Origin of the sequence: Sphingobium sp. CFD-2 (genome assembly GCF_024611135.1) — a bacterium.
GTDB classification, from domain to species: Bacteria; Pseudomonadota; Alphaproteobacteria; order Sphingomonadales; family Sphingomonadaceae; genus Sphingobium; species Sphingobium fuliginis.
In genome coordinates this window covers 432132-447636 of record NZ_CP084406.1, presented here as the reverse complement: position 1 = coordinate 447636, position 15505 = coordinate 432132, and the positions used below count along the sequence as shown (strand labels likewise).

Sequence of the window (15505 nt, the reverse complement as noted above, 5' to 3'; positions counted from 1 at the left end):
AACATGGCGAATTCGACTACATCGGTAAACACGACGTCGATGTACAACACGCCGCAGGCAGTGGACGATTTCTATTCCGTCTCGGAAGGGAACGCGACTCACATATTGACGTTCGATGTCATGGCGAACGATCTGGGCGGCAACGCCAAGAGCCTCTATTCGGTCACCGATCAGACCGACAGCGGCGCCGTAAACTACAACACCAGCCAACTGATCACGAAAGACACTCCTGGCGGCGCCTGGGAACCGACGGAACGGGGCGGCAGCATTCGCATCAACAATGGCAAGCTTGAGTATCTCGTCTCTTCCAGTCTGCAGGCGAGCATCGATCATCTCGGCGTCGGCGAAACGATCGTCGACCGCGTGACCTATACCATTCAGCTCGCGAACGGCACGTTGAGCGTCGCCGAAGCCACCATCACCTTCGTCGGCACGAACGACGCGCCCGTCATCAGCCTCGCCAGCGGCGACAGCGCCGCCACGAGCCTTGACGAAACCAACAGCGGGCTGAGCAAAGCCGGTACGTTGACAGTCACTGATGTCGATACATCGGACAAGATTTCCTCCGTCGTGAGCGGCGTGACGGTGAACGGGCCCTCCGGCGGCCTTAGCAACGACGCGCTGAAAGCCATGCTGACCTTGTCGCCGTCCAGCGCACTCGAAGCTAACAGCGGCGATCACAACAATCTTGGCTGGAACTTCAACTCGGGCACGCAGGCCTTCAATTTCCTGGCCGCCGGCGAGACACTGACGCTGACCTACGGCGTGCAGGTGAGCGATGGTCATGGCGGCACCGATAGCACGAATATTACCATCATCATCCACGGCACCAACGATGCCCCCGTTCTGACGGCTCCGGCGGCAACGCTCGCCCATGGCACGGAAGACACCGGCTACACCATCTCGGCCACCGACCTGTTGGCTGGCTTCACCGATGTCGACGGCGATACCCTCGCGATCTCCGGCCTCACCGCCGATCATGGCACGCTCGCCGACAACGGCGACGGCACCTGGACCTTCTCACCGGCCGCCAATTATAACGGCCCGGTCAGCCTCAGCTACAATGTCGTGGACGGCCATGGCGGTTCGACCGCCGCGACGCAGGACTTCGTGCTGGATGCAGTCAACGACGCGCCCGCGCTGACCGGCATGGCGGCCACACTCGCCCATGGCACGGAAGACACCGGCTATACCATCTCGGCCGCCGATCTGCTGGCCGGCTTCACCGATGTCGACGGCGACACGCTCGCGATCTCCGGCCTCACCGCCGATCATGGCACGCTCGCCGACAACGGCGACGGCACCTGGACCTTCTCACCGGCCGCCAATTATAACGGCCCGGTCAGCCTCAGCTACAGTGTCGTCGACGGCCATGGCGGTTCGACCGCCGCGACGCAGGGCTTCGTGCTGGATGCGGTCAACGACGCGCCCGCGCTGACCGGCACGGCGGCCACACTCGCCCATGGCACGGAAGACACCGGCTATACCATCTCGGCCACCGATCTGCTGGCCGGCTTCACCGATGTCGACGGCGATACCCTCGCGATCTCCGGCCTCACCGCCGATCATGGCACGCTCGCCGACAACGGCGACGGCACCTGGACCTTCTCACCGGCCGCCAATTATAACGGCCTGGTCGGCCTCAGCTATAATGTCGTCGACGGCCATGGCGGTTCGACCGCCGCGACGCAGGGCTTCGTGCTGGATGCGGTCGCTGATCCAGCCTTGATCGGCGGCGTCGATACGGGATCGGTGACTGAGGACGCCGCGCTCACGACGGCACAGGGGCAGTTGACCCTTTCCGATCCGGATGGCCCGACGAGCTTTACCTCCACCAGCCAGAGCGGTTCCTATGGCAACTTCAGCATGGGCAGCGACGGCCTGTGGACCTATGCGCTGCTCAACGGCGACGCCGACACGAACGCTCTCAACAACGGCGATCATCCGACGGAAACATTCGTGGTGCAATCTGCGGACGGCACCAGTCATAATGTCGTCATCACTGTGAACGGACATAGCGACTTCGCCTATGTCGCGCCGACGATCTTCACCGGAACGGGCGATCCGAACGACAATGACAGTGAGACCGTCACCGGGGCCAATGCGCAAACCGGATCGAGCGGACCTGACACGCTCACCGGCTCGGTCAATAACGACAAGATCGCAGGCGGGGCCGGCAACGACATCATCAATGCGGGCGACGGGAACGACAGCCAGCTTTATGGACAGGCGGGCAACGACACCCTGAATGGCGGGACAGGAGCGGACAAGCTATGGGGTGGGTCCGGGGACGACCTCCTCTACGGCTATCAGGCGCCGGCAGCCTCTTCGTCGGCTCTGGACGGCGCGGACGACATCTATGGCGGGTCCGGCAACGATCAGATCTTCGGACAGAATAGCGCCGATCTGATCGTCGGCGGCTTTGGCGCCGATCTGCTGACCGGCGGGACGGGCGCGGACACCTTCCGCTATCTCGACGTCCGGGATACGGGCGACACCATCACCGATTTCTCGCAAGCACAGGGCGACAGGATCGATCTGACCGCGCTGTACACGGCCGGTGTGAATGGCGGCGTGCTGATCTTCGACGACGCGCTTTCGGCGGCGGGCGCCGTGGCGGAAGGGCATGTCGGCTACGTCTATGATGCCGGCACCAATGTCACGACCGTCTATGTCGGGGTGAATGCCGCCTACGGGGCCGATCTGGAGATCAAGCTGAACGGCAATATCGATCTGGCGGCGGGCGACTTCCTGCTCTGACCGCCGGGGATCGATGGCGGGCGGGCCGCGGTGGCCGCGCCCGCTCCAGCCACGAAGAACGGATTTGACGGGCCATGCAGCCTCGCTTTTCAGCCCTCTCGCTCCTGCTCAAGGACAAGGAACTGGCCCGGATGGTCGGCCCGTACCGGTCCGCCCTGTGGACGGTGCTGGCGCTCAGTGTCGTCCTCAACATCCTGCTTCTCGCAGGTTCGATCTACCTGATGCTGGTCTATGACTCGGTTCTGCCGAGCCATAATCTCGCGACGCTAGCGGGATTGTTTCTGATGGTGGCGCTCGTCTACGGCTTTCAGGCCATGCTCGACACGATGCGGGCGCGGATCATGGGGGATGTCGCCAATGCGTTGGAGCGCCCCCTTTCGGCGCGGGTGCAGCAGGCCATGTTCCGATCCTCGCTGAGCAGCGCCGCTGGCGCAGGCGATCCGCTTCAGCCCATGCGCGACCTTGATCACGTCCGCGCCTTCCTCGGCGGATCGGGACCGATGACGTTGCTGGACCTGCCTTGGGTGATCTTCTTCCTGCTGATCCTGTCGCTGCTGCATGTCTATCTCGGCCTCACGGCGTTGTTGGGCGCGATGGCCCTGTTCGGGCTGACGCTATTCACCGATCGGGCGACGCGCGATCCAGTGCGAACGCTGGCCGAAGTGACGGGTCAGCGGCAGGCGCTGGCTGCCGACAATGTGCGGCATGTCGAACTGCTGGCCAGCATGGGCATGCGCGGCGTGATGCTGGAACGCTGGGCCGGCATCAACCGGCAGTTTCAATGGGCCCAGACCCGCCTCTCCGAAACGACCGGGGCATTGGGCGGGGTCAGCAAGACCGGCCGCATGTTCCTGCAATCGCTGCTGCTATCGGTGGGAGCCGTGCTGGTGATCCGAGGAGAGGCCAGCGGCGGCGCGATCTTCGCCTCCTCGGTCTTGGGATCGCGCGCGCTGGCGCCGGTCGATCAGCTGATTGGCAACTGGCGCTCATTCGTTTCCGCCCGGCAGGGCTGGTTCAGGCTGACTGAGCTGCTGTTCCGCTGTCCGGCGGAAAACGGTATCTCGACCACCCTGCCGCCGCCCGTCCGCGAAGTACAGGCCGAACAACTGGTCATCGTCCCGCCCGGCACCCAGACACTCGCCGCCCATGGCTTGGACTTCAGTCTGGCGGCCGGCAGCGCGATGGGCGTCATCGGACCCAGCGCGGCGGGCAAATCCTCCTTCGTGCGGGCGCTGATCGGCGTGTGGCCGCCCGTGCGCGGCTGCGTCCGGTTGGACGGCGCGGCGCTCGACCAGTGGGACCGGGATCGGCTGGGCCGTCATATCGGCTATCTGCCGCAGACGGTCGAGCTGCTGGAGGGCAGCGTCGCCGAGAATATCGCGCGCTTCGATCCGGCCGCCCCATCCGAAGCGGTGGTGGCGGCGGCGATGGCGGCGGGATGCCATGACATGATCGTGCGTCTGCCCCAGGGCTACGAAACGCGGGTGGGGCGTGACGGCATCAGTCTATCCGCGGGCCAGCGCCAACGCATTGCACTCGCCCGCGCCCTGTTCGGCGATCCGTTCCTGGTGGTGCTGGACGAACCAAACAGCAACCTCGATGCCGAAGGAGAGGCGGCATTGGAAGCCGCTATCGCCGGCATCCGCCAGCGTAATGGGATAGCAGTGGTGGTATCGCATCGCCCCTCCATTCTTGCGGGAGTCGACCGCATCATGTTCATGCGCCACGGCCGGATGGAGGGCTTCGGCCCCAAGGACGAGATATTGGCACGTTTCGTGTCCGGCCAGGCTGCTCCGGTCGCGATCGACGGCGGCAGGCCCGCGCATGCCGCGCGGGCGAAAGGGTGAGCGGCATGGCCCAGGTTCCGATGACGGTCGCCAACGATATTCTCGCCTCACCCGCCTATGATACCGACGCCCTGCTGCCGATCCGGATCAGGCGCGCGCGCGTCGCCTTGGCGGCGATGGTGTTTGGACTAGGCGGGCTGGCCGCATTCTTGCCTATGGGAGCGGCGGTTATCGCCCCCGGCCAGATCGGGGTCGAATCCCGGATCAAGCGCGTCGCCCATCCCTATGGCGGCACCATCGCGGAAATTTTCGTCAGCAACGGCCAGCATGTGCGCAAGGGCGACAGGCTGATCCGGCTCGACGACAAGGTATCGGGCGGCGATGCCGACCTGTCCCACCTTTCCGTCGACCAGTTGCTCGCACAACGCGCCCGGTTGGAGGCGGAGAGCAATGGCGCCGCCCATATCGCCTTTCCCGCCCTGCTGACGCGGCGGAACGATCCGGGCGCGATCCGGGCGATGGCGGACGAGCAACGCCAGTTCGCGCTCCATCGCGGTGAAGCGGCCGGGCTGATCGCCCAGCTTCAGGCCCGGATCGCCCAATATGAGCAGCAGATACGAAGCCAGCAGGCTCAGGTCGAGGCGCTGCGTCGTCAGGCCGGGTTGATCGAGCCGGAACTGCGCGGGCTGCGCGAACTGTACGACAAGCAGCTGGTGACCATCACCCGGAAAAATCAGCTTGAACGCACCTCGGTGAGCATCGATGGCGAGGCGGCCTCGCTGGAAGCGAACATGGCCGAGGCCCGTTCGCGCATCAGCGAGGCGCGTGCCCAGATCCTGGAGGCGACCCAGAAGAAGCGCTCCGATGCGGGCACGCTGCTCGCCCAGGTCAATGCCGCACTCAACCAGCAACAGTCCAAAAGCCTGTCGTCCACCGACATGCATGACCGCAGCCTGCTGGTCGCGCCTTATGACGGGGTCATCGACAAGCTCGCCTTCAGCGCGGCGGGCGACGTCATTCGCCCGGCCGAGACGATCATGGAAGTCGTGCCCGACAAGGACCAGTTGGTCGTCGAGGCGGCTATCACCCCGATGGACATCGATCAGGTCCGCAACGGTCAGCATGTTCGGATCAAATTCACTTCGCTGAATTCCACGGCAGCCCCTGAACTCACCGGGAGGGTCATCTTCGTGGCGCCATCGCGAACGAGCGATCCCGATGGACACAATAGCTTTTTCCCTGCGCGAATCATGATCGACCGAGAAGCATTGAAGCGGCATTCCACCTTACGAATCCGACCGGGCCTGCCCGCCGAACTGTTCATTGAAACGGGTAGCCGATCGATGCTGTCCTATCTCACCAAGCCATTGCGGGATCAGTTCGACCGCGCGTTCACCGATAATTGAACTATCGCCGTCACTCCTGTTTCGGCCTGGGCAAGAAATTTATACCCGCTCCTTATGGTCGCCTGCCACAGGACAGCGTTCCTGCCGAGAGCCGTGTCCGCACAAGGATATGGAGGCGCGACTCATATGCGCGGAATGACCGTTCCAGAATCGCTATCCGGGTGCTGGAGCGGCCCGAAATGGCGGTAGCAGCCACTTCCGCAGTCGACCCATCGAAGACATTCAACCCCGGTTTTTCTGTTCCAAGCAGCAAATGTCCAGCTTAACCCATCTTCAGTCCCCAATGACCTTCGCGAGATAGGAAACATCTTCTAAGACGTTAATCGGCTATCAGCCCTCGAAATCTCGTGGGCAAACTGATCAGGGCCATGGGCTGGGATAAACGCATCCTGGTGATCATTTATGCTGTGCCAACTGGATAGAATTGCGCCTGCGGAACCGTGCTCCCCAAGGCACAATCCTTGCGTGAGCAAGATCTTGGCAACTTCGAAACTTCCCGCACCAGCGCATAATATGGCGCCGTTCGGGGCATCGTCAGACGAAAGCGCAACGACGCCAGGCGCGACCAGGCCAGGATGGAGCCGAGACAGATCCTCCGACTGATATAATCCATCGGTCATGCGTGTGGCCGCTGACGGCGACAGGCAGTTGACGCGAATGTCGTATCTTTCCCCTTCCAGGCGTAGGGTCTGCATCAACCCCACCAGGGCCATCTTGGCCGCGCCATAGTTGGCTTGGCCGAAATTGCCGAACAGGCCTGATGAGGAGGTGGTGAAAATGATCCGGCCGTATCGCCGTTCCCGCATGCCGGCCCACACAGCCTTGGTGCAATGGACGGAACCCATCAGATGGACCTCCATCACTGCACGGAAATCATCCATTCCCATCTTGGCGAAGCTGCGATCCCGCAGGATTCCGGCATTATTGACGAGAATATCCACGCCGCCCCAATTCTCCTGCGCCGTGTCGATCATGGCATTGACGGCGGCCGGATCGGTAATGTCGGTAGCATCGGCCACCGCTTCCCCGCCCAGCGAGATGATCTCCTGAACGACGGAACCCGCACCGCCGCCGACATCGTTGACCACTATGCGTGCGCCATGGGCGGCCAAAGCGAGAGCATGAGCGCGGCCAAGCCCTCCCCCTGCCCCGGTCACGATTGCTGTCCGGCCCGTGAGGTCGATCTCCATTATCATCATCCGTCCTGCTGCGTCATTGTCGAAAGGCGTCTACGCACGCGAAAGCGGGGCAGGAAATCAGTTCGTCCTATGTTGATCATAAGCCCAAAAGATGAGCAAATCAGAGCTGGGTCTGGCATCTTCACATATATGAGAAGCAGACTGCCGTGAGGGTCAGCCAGTCAGGGAGAGGATGGAAACAAGCATATATGGCTAACCTCAATCGCTTCGATTTCAACCTTCTCCTGGCACTGGACACATTGCTGTCCGAGCGTAGCGTGACGCGCGCAGCCGATCGCCTTTGTGTCACGCAGCCGGCGCTGAGCGGATCGCTGCAACGGCTTCGTCAACATTTCGATGATCCGCTGCTTCTGCGGGTCGGGCGCGAGATGGAATTGACGCCAAAGGCGCGCGCCCTGATCGAGCCGGTTCGCACTGCCTTGCTCCACATCAATGCAGCACTGGAGACGCAGGCAATCTTCGATCCGGGAACATCGGAACGGACCTTTCGTATCGCGATGTCGGATTATTGCGTCCACGTCTATCTGCCCAAAGTCGTGCGCATTCTGGCCGCGCGTGCCCCGCAACTCAGGCTGATGGTCGAAAATGTGTTTGGCCCCAGTTTCTCGCGGCTGGAGGGCGGAGATATCGACATGGTGATCACCCATGGAGATAGAAGCCTATTCGGTCGCGAGGGACGCGACGTCGATCTTTTCTCCGCAGACCTGTTCATGGACCGTTTCGTGTGCGTCGTCGCGCAGGATCATCCGATCGGCGAGAATATGACGAAAGACGACTATCTTACCTATCCGCATGCCCTGGCGTTTTTCGGCGCCAACGTGCGTACTGTCGAGGAAGCCGAAATCGAGCGGCGCGGCATCGTCATCAAGGAGTTGCTGCACGTCCCCACCTTCGCAGGACTGCTGCAAATGCTGCCGGGCACCGAATTGATCGCGACGGTTCAGTGCAAGCTCGCCCAGCAACTTGCCGACAATGACAAGGTGCGGGTGCTCCGCCCACCCATCAATCTCGGGACTCTGCAGGAAACGCTGATCTGGCATGTCCGCAGCGATGACGACCCAGGGCATATCTGGCTTCGAGAGGTGCTGAAGGAGGCGGCGGCGGAACTGACCTGATGTCCTTTCCGCCGTGCCCGATAACGTCTAGAGAAAGACAGCCAGATTGGGCGTCTGCAGGATCGTTTCGGCGAGAATGACGGTGCGACGCACGAGCTGGCATGCACCATCGCTGCCGACCCGGATGCGGTCGATCCGACGCGCCGGAATCCATTCGTAAGCGCGATCGATCGCGCGCTGTCGGTACAGCGACAATGCACTATGGACGCGGTAGATGCCGTCACCCTCGTCCGCCTCGACCAACACCGACCCGACCGTTCGCACGGTTCGCGAGGCAGGGTCTTCCGCCCAATTCTCGTTCGTGCCCATGCGTTCGAGGCGCTTGCGGATCATCGCCATATCCTCATGCATGCGGAAGGCGCCCTTCGGGAACTCATCCTCCCGCTTGCGCGCGCTGATACGCAGAGGAATTTCGTAGAGGATATTCTCGTCGAGCAGCGCGACCCAGTCATCGAGCCGGCCATTGTCCAGAAGCATGGCCTCGCGACCCAGGAACTGGCGGATGGAAAATTCGATGTCAGGCGTGATCGCGCTCATCGGCCGGCCTCCGTCATCTGGCTCAGCCAATGGCGATAGAAGGCTCGCTGGCTGGGTTCGCCAGGGCCGGGACGCCAAGCTTCGCCGGGTCCGTCCCAGCTTTTGTCCAGAACCTGTTGGCCCATGCCCTCCATGCCCATTTGCATGTTGAACACGGTGTTCTCCTTGCGCGCCCAGACGCTGCGCGCGGCTTCCGGCGCGCCTTCCCAGACCACCGTGTCATCCTGCTCGAAGATGCCGGCAGAGCTGAAGCCGAACTGGCCGGCGGCATAGCTGTCGGATGCCTGCTGATCGTCCATGAAGTTCCATTTGAGTTGCCAGGACCATAGCTCCATCTCACCGGGACCGGACGGCTGCCACTGGCGCCAGGAGGTGTAGACGACCGGTGGCTGACCCGGCGAAGGCGGGCCGAAGAAGCGGATGAAGCTGAGGTTGGGGAAGATGGTGCCGACGATTGGCGGATTGCGCCTCACCACATCTTGGAGCACCGGATCGAGCCGATCGAGATCGAAATGCTGCTGGATGTCCGGGGGATAATACCAGACATGGCCGTCGGGACCGAACATGCCGTCGAAATCGTGACCCAGGAAGCTGTGCCCGTTCGGCAGCACGTAGTGGGTCGAGTAATTGTTGAGGACGTCGAAGCCCTGCGCCAGATGGATGGTCTGGACCGACCCATGCGCCACGCCGACATGATAGCCGTCGCCGCCGAAATTCTCCGCCCCCGTCTTCCAGTCACCGCGCACCTTGTAGCGATCGGGCGGGCCCATCGGGCTCATCCCGTCGGGGTGCAGATCCGCAATCCCCCGCATGAACCAGGCCGCGCCACCCAGATAGTCCATGAGTGTTGGCGCGTCGGGATCGAGCGAGGCGAAGATCATCCCCAGGAAGCTGTCGACATGCGGCGCTTTCAGCAGCCCCCAATCCTTGGGATCGAGGCCCTTATATGCCTTGCTCTTATCCGGTGCGCCGATCCAGTCGCCATTATTCTTGAACACCCAGCCGTGATAGGGGCAGCGGAAATGGCTCTGGTTGCCGACATCGGTCTGGCACAGCTTGGTGCCGCGATGACGGCAGAAATTGGCGAGAACATGGATATCGCCCTTGCCGTCGCGAGTGACGATCACGCTATCGCGGCCGATGCGGCGCTGCATGAAATCGCCCTTCTCCGGAATTTCCGTTTCGAAACCCAGAAAAACCCAACTCTTCGCGAAGATGCGCTCCATTTCCGCGTCGAAGATGTCCGAATTGGCGAATATGTTCACGGGAACCAGACCCCGGTCCAATTCGGCACCGGTGCGGGCAAGAATGTCGTCCAGCCGCTCGCCTATGCCAGGGCGTGACGGTGTCGTGTGCATGTCCATGATCGCTTTCCTTAGCGGCTGGAGATGATCGGGCGGTTGGCGAGGCCCTGGTCGGCCATGATGATCTCGCCGGTCAGGATACGCTGCTTCGGATCAGCCAGGATCGCATAGGCCGGGCCATATTCCGCGCCGGTCGGCAGATGATCGAGCAGCGTGACCTTGCGGATCATCGCCATGAAGCTGTCCTTGGGAATGTCGTTCTGGCTTTCACTCTCTAGACCCAGCGCACCGGGGCCACGCAGATCCGAATCCGCGATGCCGCAGGGCGATACGGCATTGACGCGGATGTCGGGAGCGAACTCGAACGCCAGCTGGCGCACCACGCCGACCACTGCATGTTTGGACGCGGTATAGAGCAGCCCGCCGCCGTCGGCGCAGTAGGAGGCGTTGGACGAGGCGGTGAGCGTAATCGACCCGTTGCGCTTTGCCAGTTCCTCGCGGAAGACGATGGCGGACAGTATATAGCCCAGCACGTTGATCTGCATCACCTCGTCGAAGGCGGCCGGCACCTTGTCCACCGGCAGGTCGGAGATCGGACGGTTGCCGTCGAAAATGCCTTGCGCGCCGACCAGACAATCGACCCGGCCGAAGCGGGTGATGATCGCGTCGCGAAACGCCGTCAGCGCGCCGATGTCGCGCACGTCGCCCTGCATCGCCAGGATGTCGTCGCCAAAGCTTTCCTGCAGCGCTGCGACCTTCTCGGACGAAATATCGAGCAGGGCCAGCGTCGCCCCGCAATCGCCGAAATATTGCGCCAGGCCAAGGCCGAGGCCTGAGCCGCTGCCGGTGAGCGCGACGACGGCGCCAGTCAAATCGGTCATGTTCTTTCCTACTCCTACATCATTTTCACGCGACTGTCGCGCGATTAGGTCATTTCGGCAAATCGGTCTTGAATCCAGTCGGTGATATAGCTGCGGACGGGCTCCATATTGTCGGCGCTGCAATGTTCGACGCCCCCTTCGCGGGCCGTGAAGATCTTGAGATCCGCGCGCGGGCTGCGCACCGCCTGTTCGTGCGAGCGATGGGCATATTCCAGCGGGATCTGCCGGTCATTTTCGCCATGCACGACCAGGAAGGGCACGTCGATCCGTTCGACCACGCCGGTCAGGGTGATGCGTTCCGACAGAGCCATGAAAGCGTCGATATCCGTCTGCCCCCACACCCACATGACATGCGCCCAATAATGCGGGACCGGGTTTTCGCCCTCGTTCCGGCGACGGCGCTGCTGCACCAGGCCCCATTCATGATTTGCACCCCAGGCGACGCACAGCTTGAAACGCTTTTCGAACGCGGCGGCGCGTGGCGCATAATAGCCGCCCAGCGACCAGCCCATCATGCCGATCCGGTCGACCGCGACATCGGTTCGCGCTTCCAGCCAGTCGACCGCCCGTCCGGCCCATAATTCTGTCTCGATGATCGCAGGCAGGCCGTTGCGGCGAAGCGCGCCGCCGACACCGGGCTGATCGACGATGAGGCAGGAGATGCCCCGCGCCCGCAACGCCGCCGGCAGGCCGACAAGGAACACCATCTCCTTCACGCTGTCGAGGCCGTTGCAGAAGACCATGCAGGGCGGCGTGGGATTGTACAGGGTCGCGGCCGAACAGAAGAGCGCGGGATAGCTGCTGCCCGCATAGGGAATATCGACGCGCTCGCACGGTGCGCCGCTGCATGCGATGAAGCTGTAGAACGTATCCAGCATGTTGGAATAAGCCTGCTGGCGCGGGGGATAGTCGCTCGCCTGCATCCGCTCGGCGGTGATCAGATAGGCGCAGGCGCGGCGATATTTGGCGGCCGCGCTGCCGACATGCCCAGCGGCATGGTCCGCATCGCCCATCGCCTTCACTCGCGCCGCCATCGCGAGCCAGGTATCGAAGAAGGCGTCTACGCCATTATCCCCCGTTTCCGCCGCGCGGGCGGTGGCGCGGTTGGCCGCGTCGATCTCACCGATCGCGCCGCCCATTTCCAGAGCGAGGTTGATCGACAGGTTCCAGACATAGTTGGTGGGAAAGGGTTCAAACATCCTCGATCCCTTCGGCCACCTGCGCTTCGGTCAGATAGTTGAAATGCCAGTCCGGTTCCGTTTCCAGAAAATGCGGCACATTATGGGTGAAATGGCTGTAGCCGAACAGCGGCACGTCGAATTCGCGAGGGACCCACGCATCGTCCACATAATCGGCGTCCGCGCCATATTCCGCCTCCCCGCCGGCCGGACAGGGCAAATAGTAGAAAAGCGCGGAATCGATGCGATGACGGCCAAGCCCGATGTCGGACGGCTGCCAGCCATGACGCACCATGTAATTGGCGCCGGTCATCAGCTCGTCGATATCCTCCACCCCGAAATTGGCGTGGTCGAACCGCAATTGCCCGTCGCAGCCGGGGAAATGCGCATTGGCGTTCAGGAACAGCAGATTATGGTGATTGTTACTGCCACTGGCGCGCAGATATTGGCCAAAGCCGGTCTGCATGTCGCTGAGGCGAAAGCCGAGGCGCGCACGCATGAAGCGGGCCGCCTCGACATAGTCGGGCAGGCGGAACACGACATGGTTGATCACCTTGGGCCGCGCGCGGCGGCGCCACTTGCGATGCGTGTTGAGCCGCCGCACCACGCCGGGCGCATTCACCGGATCAGGCGCATTGGCGAAAGCACGTGGCGTCCAACGGACGAAGGAAAAGGGAACGCCGAACAGCGTCGCGCGAAAGCCGCCCTCGACGGTTTCCAGCGCATGATCGCGGCCCAGATCATCGGCGAGCGCGCCCAGAGAGGCCTCATCGTCCACGCCCCAGCAAATTTCATGCACGCCATCGCCGACGATCTGCGAGGCGGGCAGCGCTGGATCGCCCGTCGCCAGGACCTCCACCTCCGATCCATTGGCCAGGGTGAAGAGGGCAGGCTTTCCCTTCCCTGCGGGATCAAGCCCGAAATCAGCAAAAAAGCGCCGCGAAGATTCCGTATCCGAGACTGAATAGCGCAGCCGCCTGATCCCGATGATTGCCATTTTCTCGATCTCTCCCTTGCCCTTCCCGGGCTGGATGAGGCTGTTCCTCACCCGGACCATGCCTCGTTGAAAGCCGGGGGTAATATGCCGGGCCGGAGGGCAAAAATCGTTTGTCGAAATGCGTGGCATAATCACCGCCTATCGGCGATCGACGCCCGATCATGGAGGCTTATCAGTCCTATCGGGGAAAGTGATTTCCCGTGCCGCCGCCAATCTGGAAGCTTTGCCACAAACAAGCCGACAGGAAGGATGACGGATGCGTAAGGTGATTGTGACATGTGCGGTGACGGGCGGGATACATACGCCTTCCATGTCGCCGCATCTGCCGGTGACGCCGGAGGAGATCGCCACATCGGCCATGGAAGCGGCACGGGCCGGCGCCACGATCGTCCATCTGCACGCCCGCGATCCCGAAAATGGTCGACCTAGCCAGGACCCGACGATCTACGCGCGTTTCCTGCCGGTCATAGCGGACCGCTGCGACGCCATCATCAACATCACGACGGGCGGATCGCCCATCCTCACGCTGGAGGACAGGCTTGCGCCTGCTCTCACCTTCCAGCCCGAAATCGCCTCTCTCAACATGGGGTCGATGAACTTCGCCTTTTACGAAATGCTGCAACGCTGCGACAGCTTCGAGCACGACTGGGAGGAACCCTATGTGCGCGGCAGCGACAATTACATCTTCCGCAACACGTTCCGCGACATCGCTCATATTCTCGAAAGCTGCTCGGCTCAGGGCACGCGGTTCGAAGTCGAATGCTATGATATCGGCCATCTCTACTCGGCCGCCCATTTCGCAGATCGCGGCCTGCTGAAGCCTCCCTTCTTCATCCAGTCAGTGTTCGGCATCCGGGGCGGCATCGGCGTGCATCCCGAAGATGTCGCGATGATGCGCCGGACGGCCGACCGCCTGTTCGGAGACGATTATATCTGGTCCGTGCTGGGCGCCGGCCGCCACCAGATGCCGATCGCGACAATGTCGGCCTCCATGGGTGGCAATGTCCGCGTCGGTCTGGAAGATTCGCTTTGGGGCGAACCCGGCCGCCTCGCGAAGTCCAATGCCGAACAGGTGGAACGCATCGTCGCGGTGCTGCATGGCCTGTCGCTGGAGGTGGCGACGCCGCAAGATGCGCGCGAGATGCTGCAACTCAAGGGCGCCTCTGCCACGAGGATCGGGGCATGACCGTGATCAGGCATAGGCGCGGGCCCAACCCGCTTGTCGGCTTCAGGGTCGAAGACCCCATGCTGCGCCGTATCGGCCAGGATCTCCAGCGACCGGAATGTATTTTGGCGCAACGAGATGGATCGCTCTGGTCCGCCGACGCGCGCGGCGGCGTGATGCACATCGCGCCGGACGGCCAGCAGACGCTGATCTGCCAGACCGCCGACGCCCATTTCGACCTGTCGGGCGATGCCAAGCAAAGCCTCGTGTCCGGCACCTTGCCCAACGGTCTCGCCTTCGGGCCGGACAACAGCATCCTCATCTCCAATTTCGGCACCGACCGGCTGGAGATCATGGATCGCGACACCGGCGTCACCCGCATCCTGCACGATCGGATCGACGGCAAGCCGATGGGCAAGGTCAATTTCGTGCTGCGCGACAGCAAGGGGCGGCTGTGGGTGACGATATCCACCATGGTCAATCCCTGGACTGACGCGATCACGCCGACGATCCGCGACGGCTATATCGCGCTGGTCGACGAGCGGGGCATCCGCGTGGTGGCGGACGGCTTTGCCTTCACCAATGAAGTGCGGCTCGATGCGGCGGAGGAATGGCTTTATGTCGCCGAAACGACCGGCAAATGCGTTACCCGCCTGCGCGTCGGCGCGGACGGATCGCTGAGCGACCGGGAGGTTTATGGTCCCTCCTCGCTGGGACGCGGCGTGATCGACGGCATCTGCTTCGATGCCTATGGCAATCTGTGGGCGACGATGATCTTCGCCGACCGGCTGGTTGCGATCACGCCGGAAGGCGACTGCCTGGAACTGGCGGAATTCGGCAATGCGGCCGCGACCGATCGGTTCGAGGCGGAGTTCGCCAGCGGCGCGCCGGTCTCCTTCGAGACGCTGGCGGCGTGCGGCGGCACGGTGGCTCCCTGGCTGGCGAGCGTGACCTTCGCCGGACCGGACCTGCGCACCGCTTGCCTCGGGTCGCTGCGCGGCACCCACATACCGGCCTTTACCGCGCCGGTCGCCGGCCTGCCGATGGCGCACTGGTAGGGCGTCCATCGCCGATGCCCCCTCCTTATGCGTGCCATCAGCAACGACAATTGGATGCGCCGGGCGAGGCAAAATAGGGATGAAGTCAAGGAAGCGCGCGCCGAAACGACGCCTTCCA

Annotated in this window: 12 protein-coding genes; 6 read left to right on the top strand and 6 right to left on the bottom strand. The window is 62.8% G+C overall.

Going from position 1 to position 15505, the window contains the following annotated elements; all coding sequences use genetic code 11:
* Positions 1-3 precede the first annotated feature (3 nt).
* The 3 genes from LDB29_RS22280 to LDB29_RS22270 all read left to right on the top strand — a co-directional run bounded on the left by LDB29_RS22280 (position 4) and on the right by LDB29_RS22270 (position 5953).
* Entirely contained in the window at positions 4-2760 is a 2757-nt protein-coding gene (locus LDB29_RS22280) for a cadherin-like domain-containing protein (RefSeq protein WP_257557931.1), read from the top strand.
* Between the two features lie 74 nt (positions 2761-2834).
* Positions 2835-4607, top strand: a complete 1773-nt coding sequence (locus LDB29_RS22275) for a type I secretion system permease/ATPase (protein ID WP_257557929.1) — start codon at positions 2835-2837, stop codon at positions 4605-4607.
* Between the two features lie 5 nt (positions 4608-4612).
* The gene (locus LDB29_RS22270; RefSeq protein ID WP_257557927.1) at positions 4613-5953 is read left to right on the top strand and encodes an HlyD family secretion protein; all 1341 of its coding nucleotides are present in this window, start codon (positions 4613-4615) and stop codon (positions 5951-5953) included.
* Positions 5954-6264: 311 nt separating this feature from the next.
* Here LDB29_RS22270 and LDB29_RS22265 read toward each other — a convergent pair whose 3' ends face one another.
* Positions 6265-7143 (bottom strand): SDR family NAD(P)-dependent oxidoreductase, encoded by an 879-nt coding sequence (locus LDB29_RS22265; RefSeq protein WP_257557925.1) that lies wholly within the window; start codon positions 7141-7143, stop codon positions 6265-6267.
* Between the two features lie 197 nt (positions 7144-7340).
* On the opposite strand from LDB29_RS22265, the gene LDB29_RS22260 reads away from it, so the two are divergent.
* A complete protein-coding gene (locus LDB29_RS22260; protein ID WP_257557923.1) occupies positions 7341-8267 on the top strand; it encodes a LysR family transcriptional regulator in 927 nt (308 codons plus the stop codon).
* Between the two features lie 27 nt (positions 8268-8294).
* Here the strand turns inward: LDB29_RS22260 and LDB29_RS22255 are convergent, their stop codons facing one another.
* From LDB29_RS22255 to LDB29_RS22235, 5 genes are read right to left on the bottom strand one after another with little or no spacing between them, the layout of a single operon-like run.
* The gene (locus tag LDB29_RS22255; protein WP_257557921.1) at positions 8295-8804 is read right to left on the bottom strand and encodes an aromatic-ring-hydroxylating dioxygenase subunit beta; all 510 of its coding nucleotides are present in this window, start codon (positions 8802-8804) and stop codon (positions 8295-8297) included.
* On the bottom strand, positions 8801-10168 hold the full coding sequence (locus LDB29_RS22250; RefSeq protein ID WP_257557919.1) for a Rieske 2Fe-2S domain-containing protein: 1368 nt from the start codon (positions 10166-10168) through the stop codon (positions 8801-8803). The genes LDB29_RS22255 and LDB29_RS22250 overlap by 4 nt, the downstream gene beginning before the upstream one ends.
* Before the next feature lie 11 nt (positions 10169-10179).
* On the bottom strand, positions 10180-10989 hold the full coding sequence (locus LDB29_RS22245) for an SDR family oxidoreductase (RefSeq protein WP_257557917.1): 810 nt from the start codon (positions 10987-10989) through the stop codon (positions 10180-10182).
* A 44-nt stretch (positions 10990-11033) separates the two neighbouring features.
* On the bottom strand, positions 11034-12188 hold the full coding sequence (locus tag LDB29_RS22240; RefSeq protein WP_257557915.1) for a S9 family peptidase: 1155 nt from the start codon (positions 12186-12188) through the stop codon (positions 11034-11036).
* On the bottom strand, positions 12181-13164 hold the full coding sequence (locus LDB29_RS22235; RefSeq protein WP_257557914.1) for a glyoxalase: 984 nt from the start codon (positions 13162-13164) through the stop codon (positions 12181-12183). The genes LDB29_RS22240 and LDB29_RS22235 overlap by 8 nt, the downstream gene beginning before the upstream one ends.
* 256 nt (positions 13165-13420) lie before the next feature.
* Here LDB29_RS22235 and LDB29_RS22230 point away from each other — a divergent pair, with 256 nt between their 5' ends.
* Both LDB29_RS22230 and LDB29_RS22225 read left to right on the top strand, forming a co-directional pair.
* The gene (locus tag LDB29_RS22230) at positions 13421-14350 is read left to right on the top strand and encodes a 3-keto-5-aminohexanoate cleavage protein (RefSeq protein WP_257557911.1); all 930 of its coding nucleotides are present in this window, start codon (positions 13421-13423) and stop codon (positions 14348-14350) included.
* Positions 14347-15387: an SMP-30/gluconolactonase/LRE family protein gene (locus LDB29_RS22225; protein WP_257557909.1), complete on the top strand. Its 1041-nt coding sequence runs from the start codon at positions 14347-14349 to the stop codon at positions 15385-15387. Before LDB29_RS22230 ends, LDB29_RS22225 begins: the two co-directional genes overlap by 4 nt.
* Positions 15388-15505: the final 118 nt, after the last annotated feature.

Excerpts from the sequence above, each read along its gene's own strand:
- LDB29_RS22280 (WP_257557931.1), top strand. The coding sequence starts at position 4 with ATGGCGAATTCGACTACATCGGTAAACACGACGTCGATGTACAACACG.
- LDB29_RS22275 (WP_257557929.1), top strand. The coding sequence starts at position 2,835 with ATGCAGCCTCGCTTTTCAGCCCTCTCGCTCCTGCTCAAGGACAAGGAA.
- LDB29_RS22270 (WP_257557927.1), top strand. The coding sequence starts at position 4,613 with ATGGCCCAGGTTCCGATGACGGTCGCCAACGATATTCTCGCCTCACCC.
- LDB29_RS22265 (WP_257557925.1), bottom strand. The coding sequence starts at position 7,143 with ATGGAGATCGACCTCACGGGCCGGACAGCAATCGTGACCGGGGCAGGG.
- LDB29_RS22260 (WP_257557923.1), top strand. The coding sequence starts at position 7,341 with ATGGCTAACCTCAATCGCTTCGATTTCAACCTTCTCCTGGCACTGGAC.
- LDB29_RS22255 (WP_257557921.1), bottom strand. The coding sequence starts at position 8,804 with ATGAGCGCGATCACGCCTGACATCGAATTTTCCATCCGCCAGTTCCTG.
- LDB29_RS22250 (WP_257557919.1), bottom strand. The coding sequence starts at position 10,168 with ATGGACATGCACACGACACCGTCACGCCCTGGCATAGGCGAGCGGCTG.
- LDB29_RS22245 (WP_257557917.1), bottom strand. The coding sequence starts at position 10,989 with ATGACCGATTTGACTGGCGCCGTCGTCGCGCTCACCGGCAGCGGCTCA.
- LDB29_RS22240 (WP_257557915.1), bottom strand. The coding sequence starts at position 12,188 with ATGTTTGAACCCTTTCCCACCAACTATGTCTGGAACCTGTCGATCAAC.
- LDB29_RS22235 (WP_257557914.1), bottom strand. The coding sequence starts at position 13,164 with ATGGCAATCATCGGGATCAGGCGGCTGCGCTATTCAGTCTCGGATACG.
- LDB29_RS22230 (WP_257557911.1), top strand. The coding sequence starts at position 13,421 with ATGCGTAAGGTGATTGTGACATGTGCGGTGACGGGCGGGATACATACG.
- LDB29_RS22225 (WP_257557909.1), top strand. The coding sequence starts at position 14,347 with ATGACCGTGATCAGGCATAGGCGCGGGCCCAACCCGCTTGTCGGCTTC.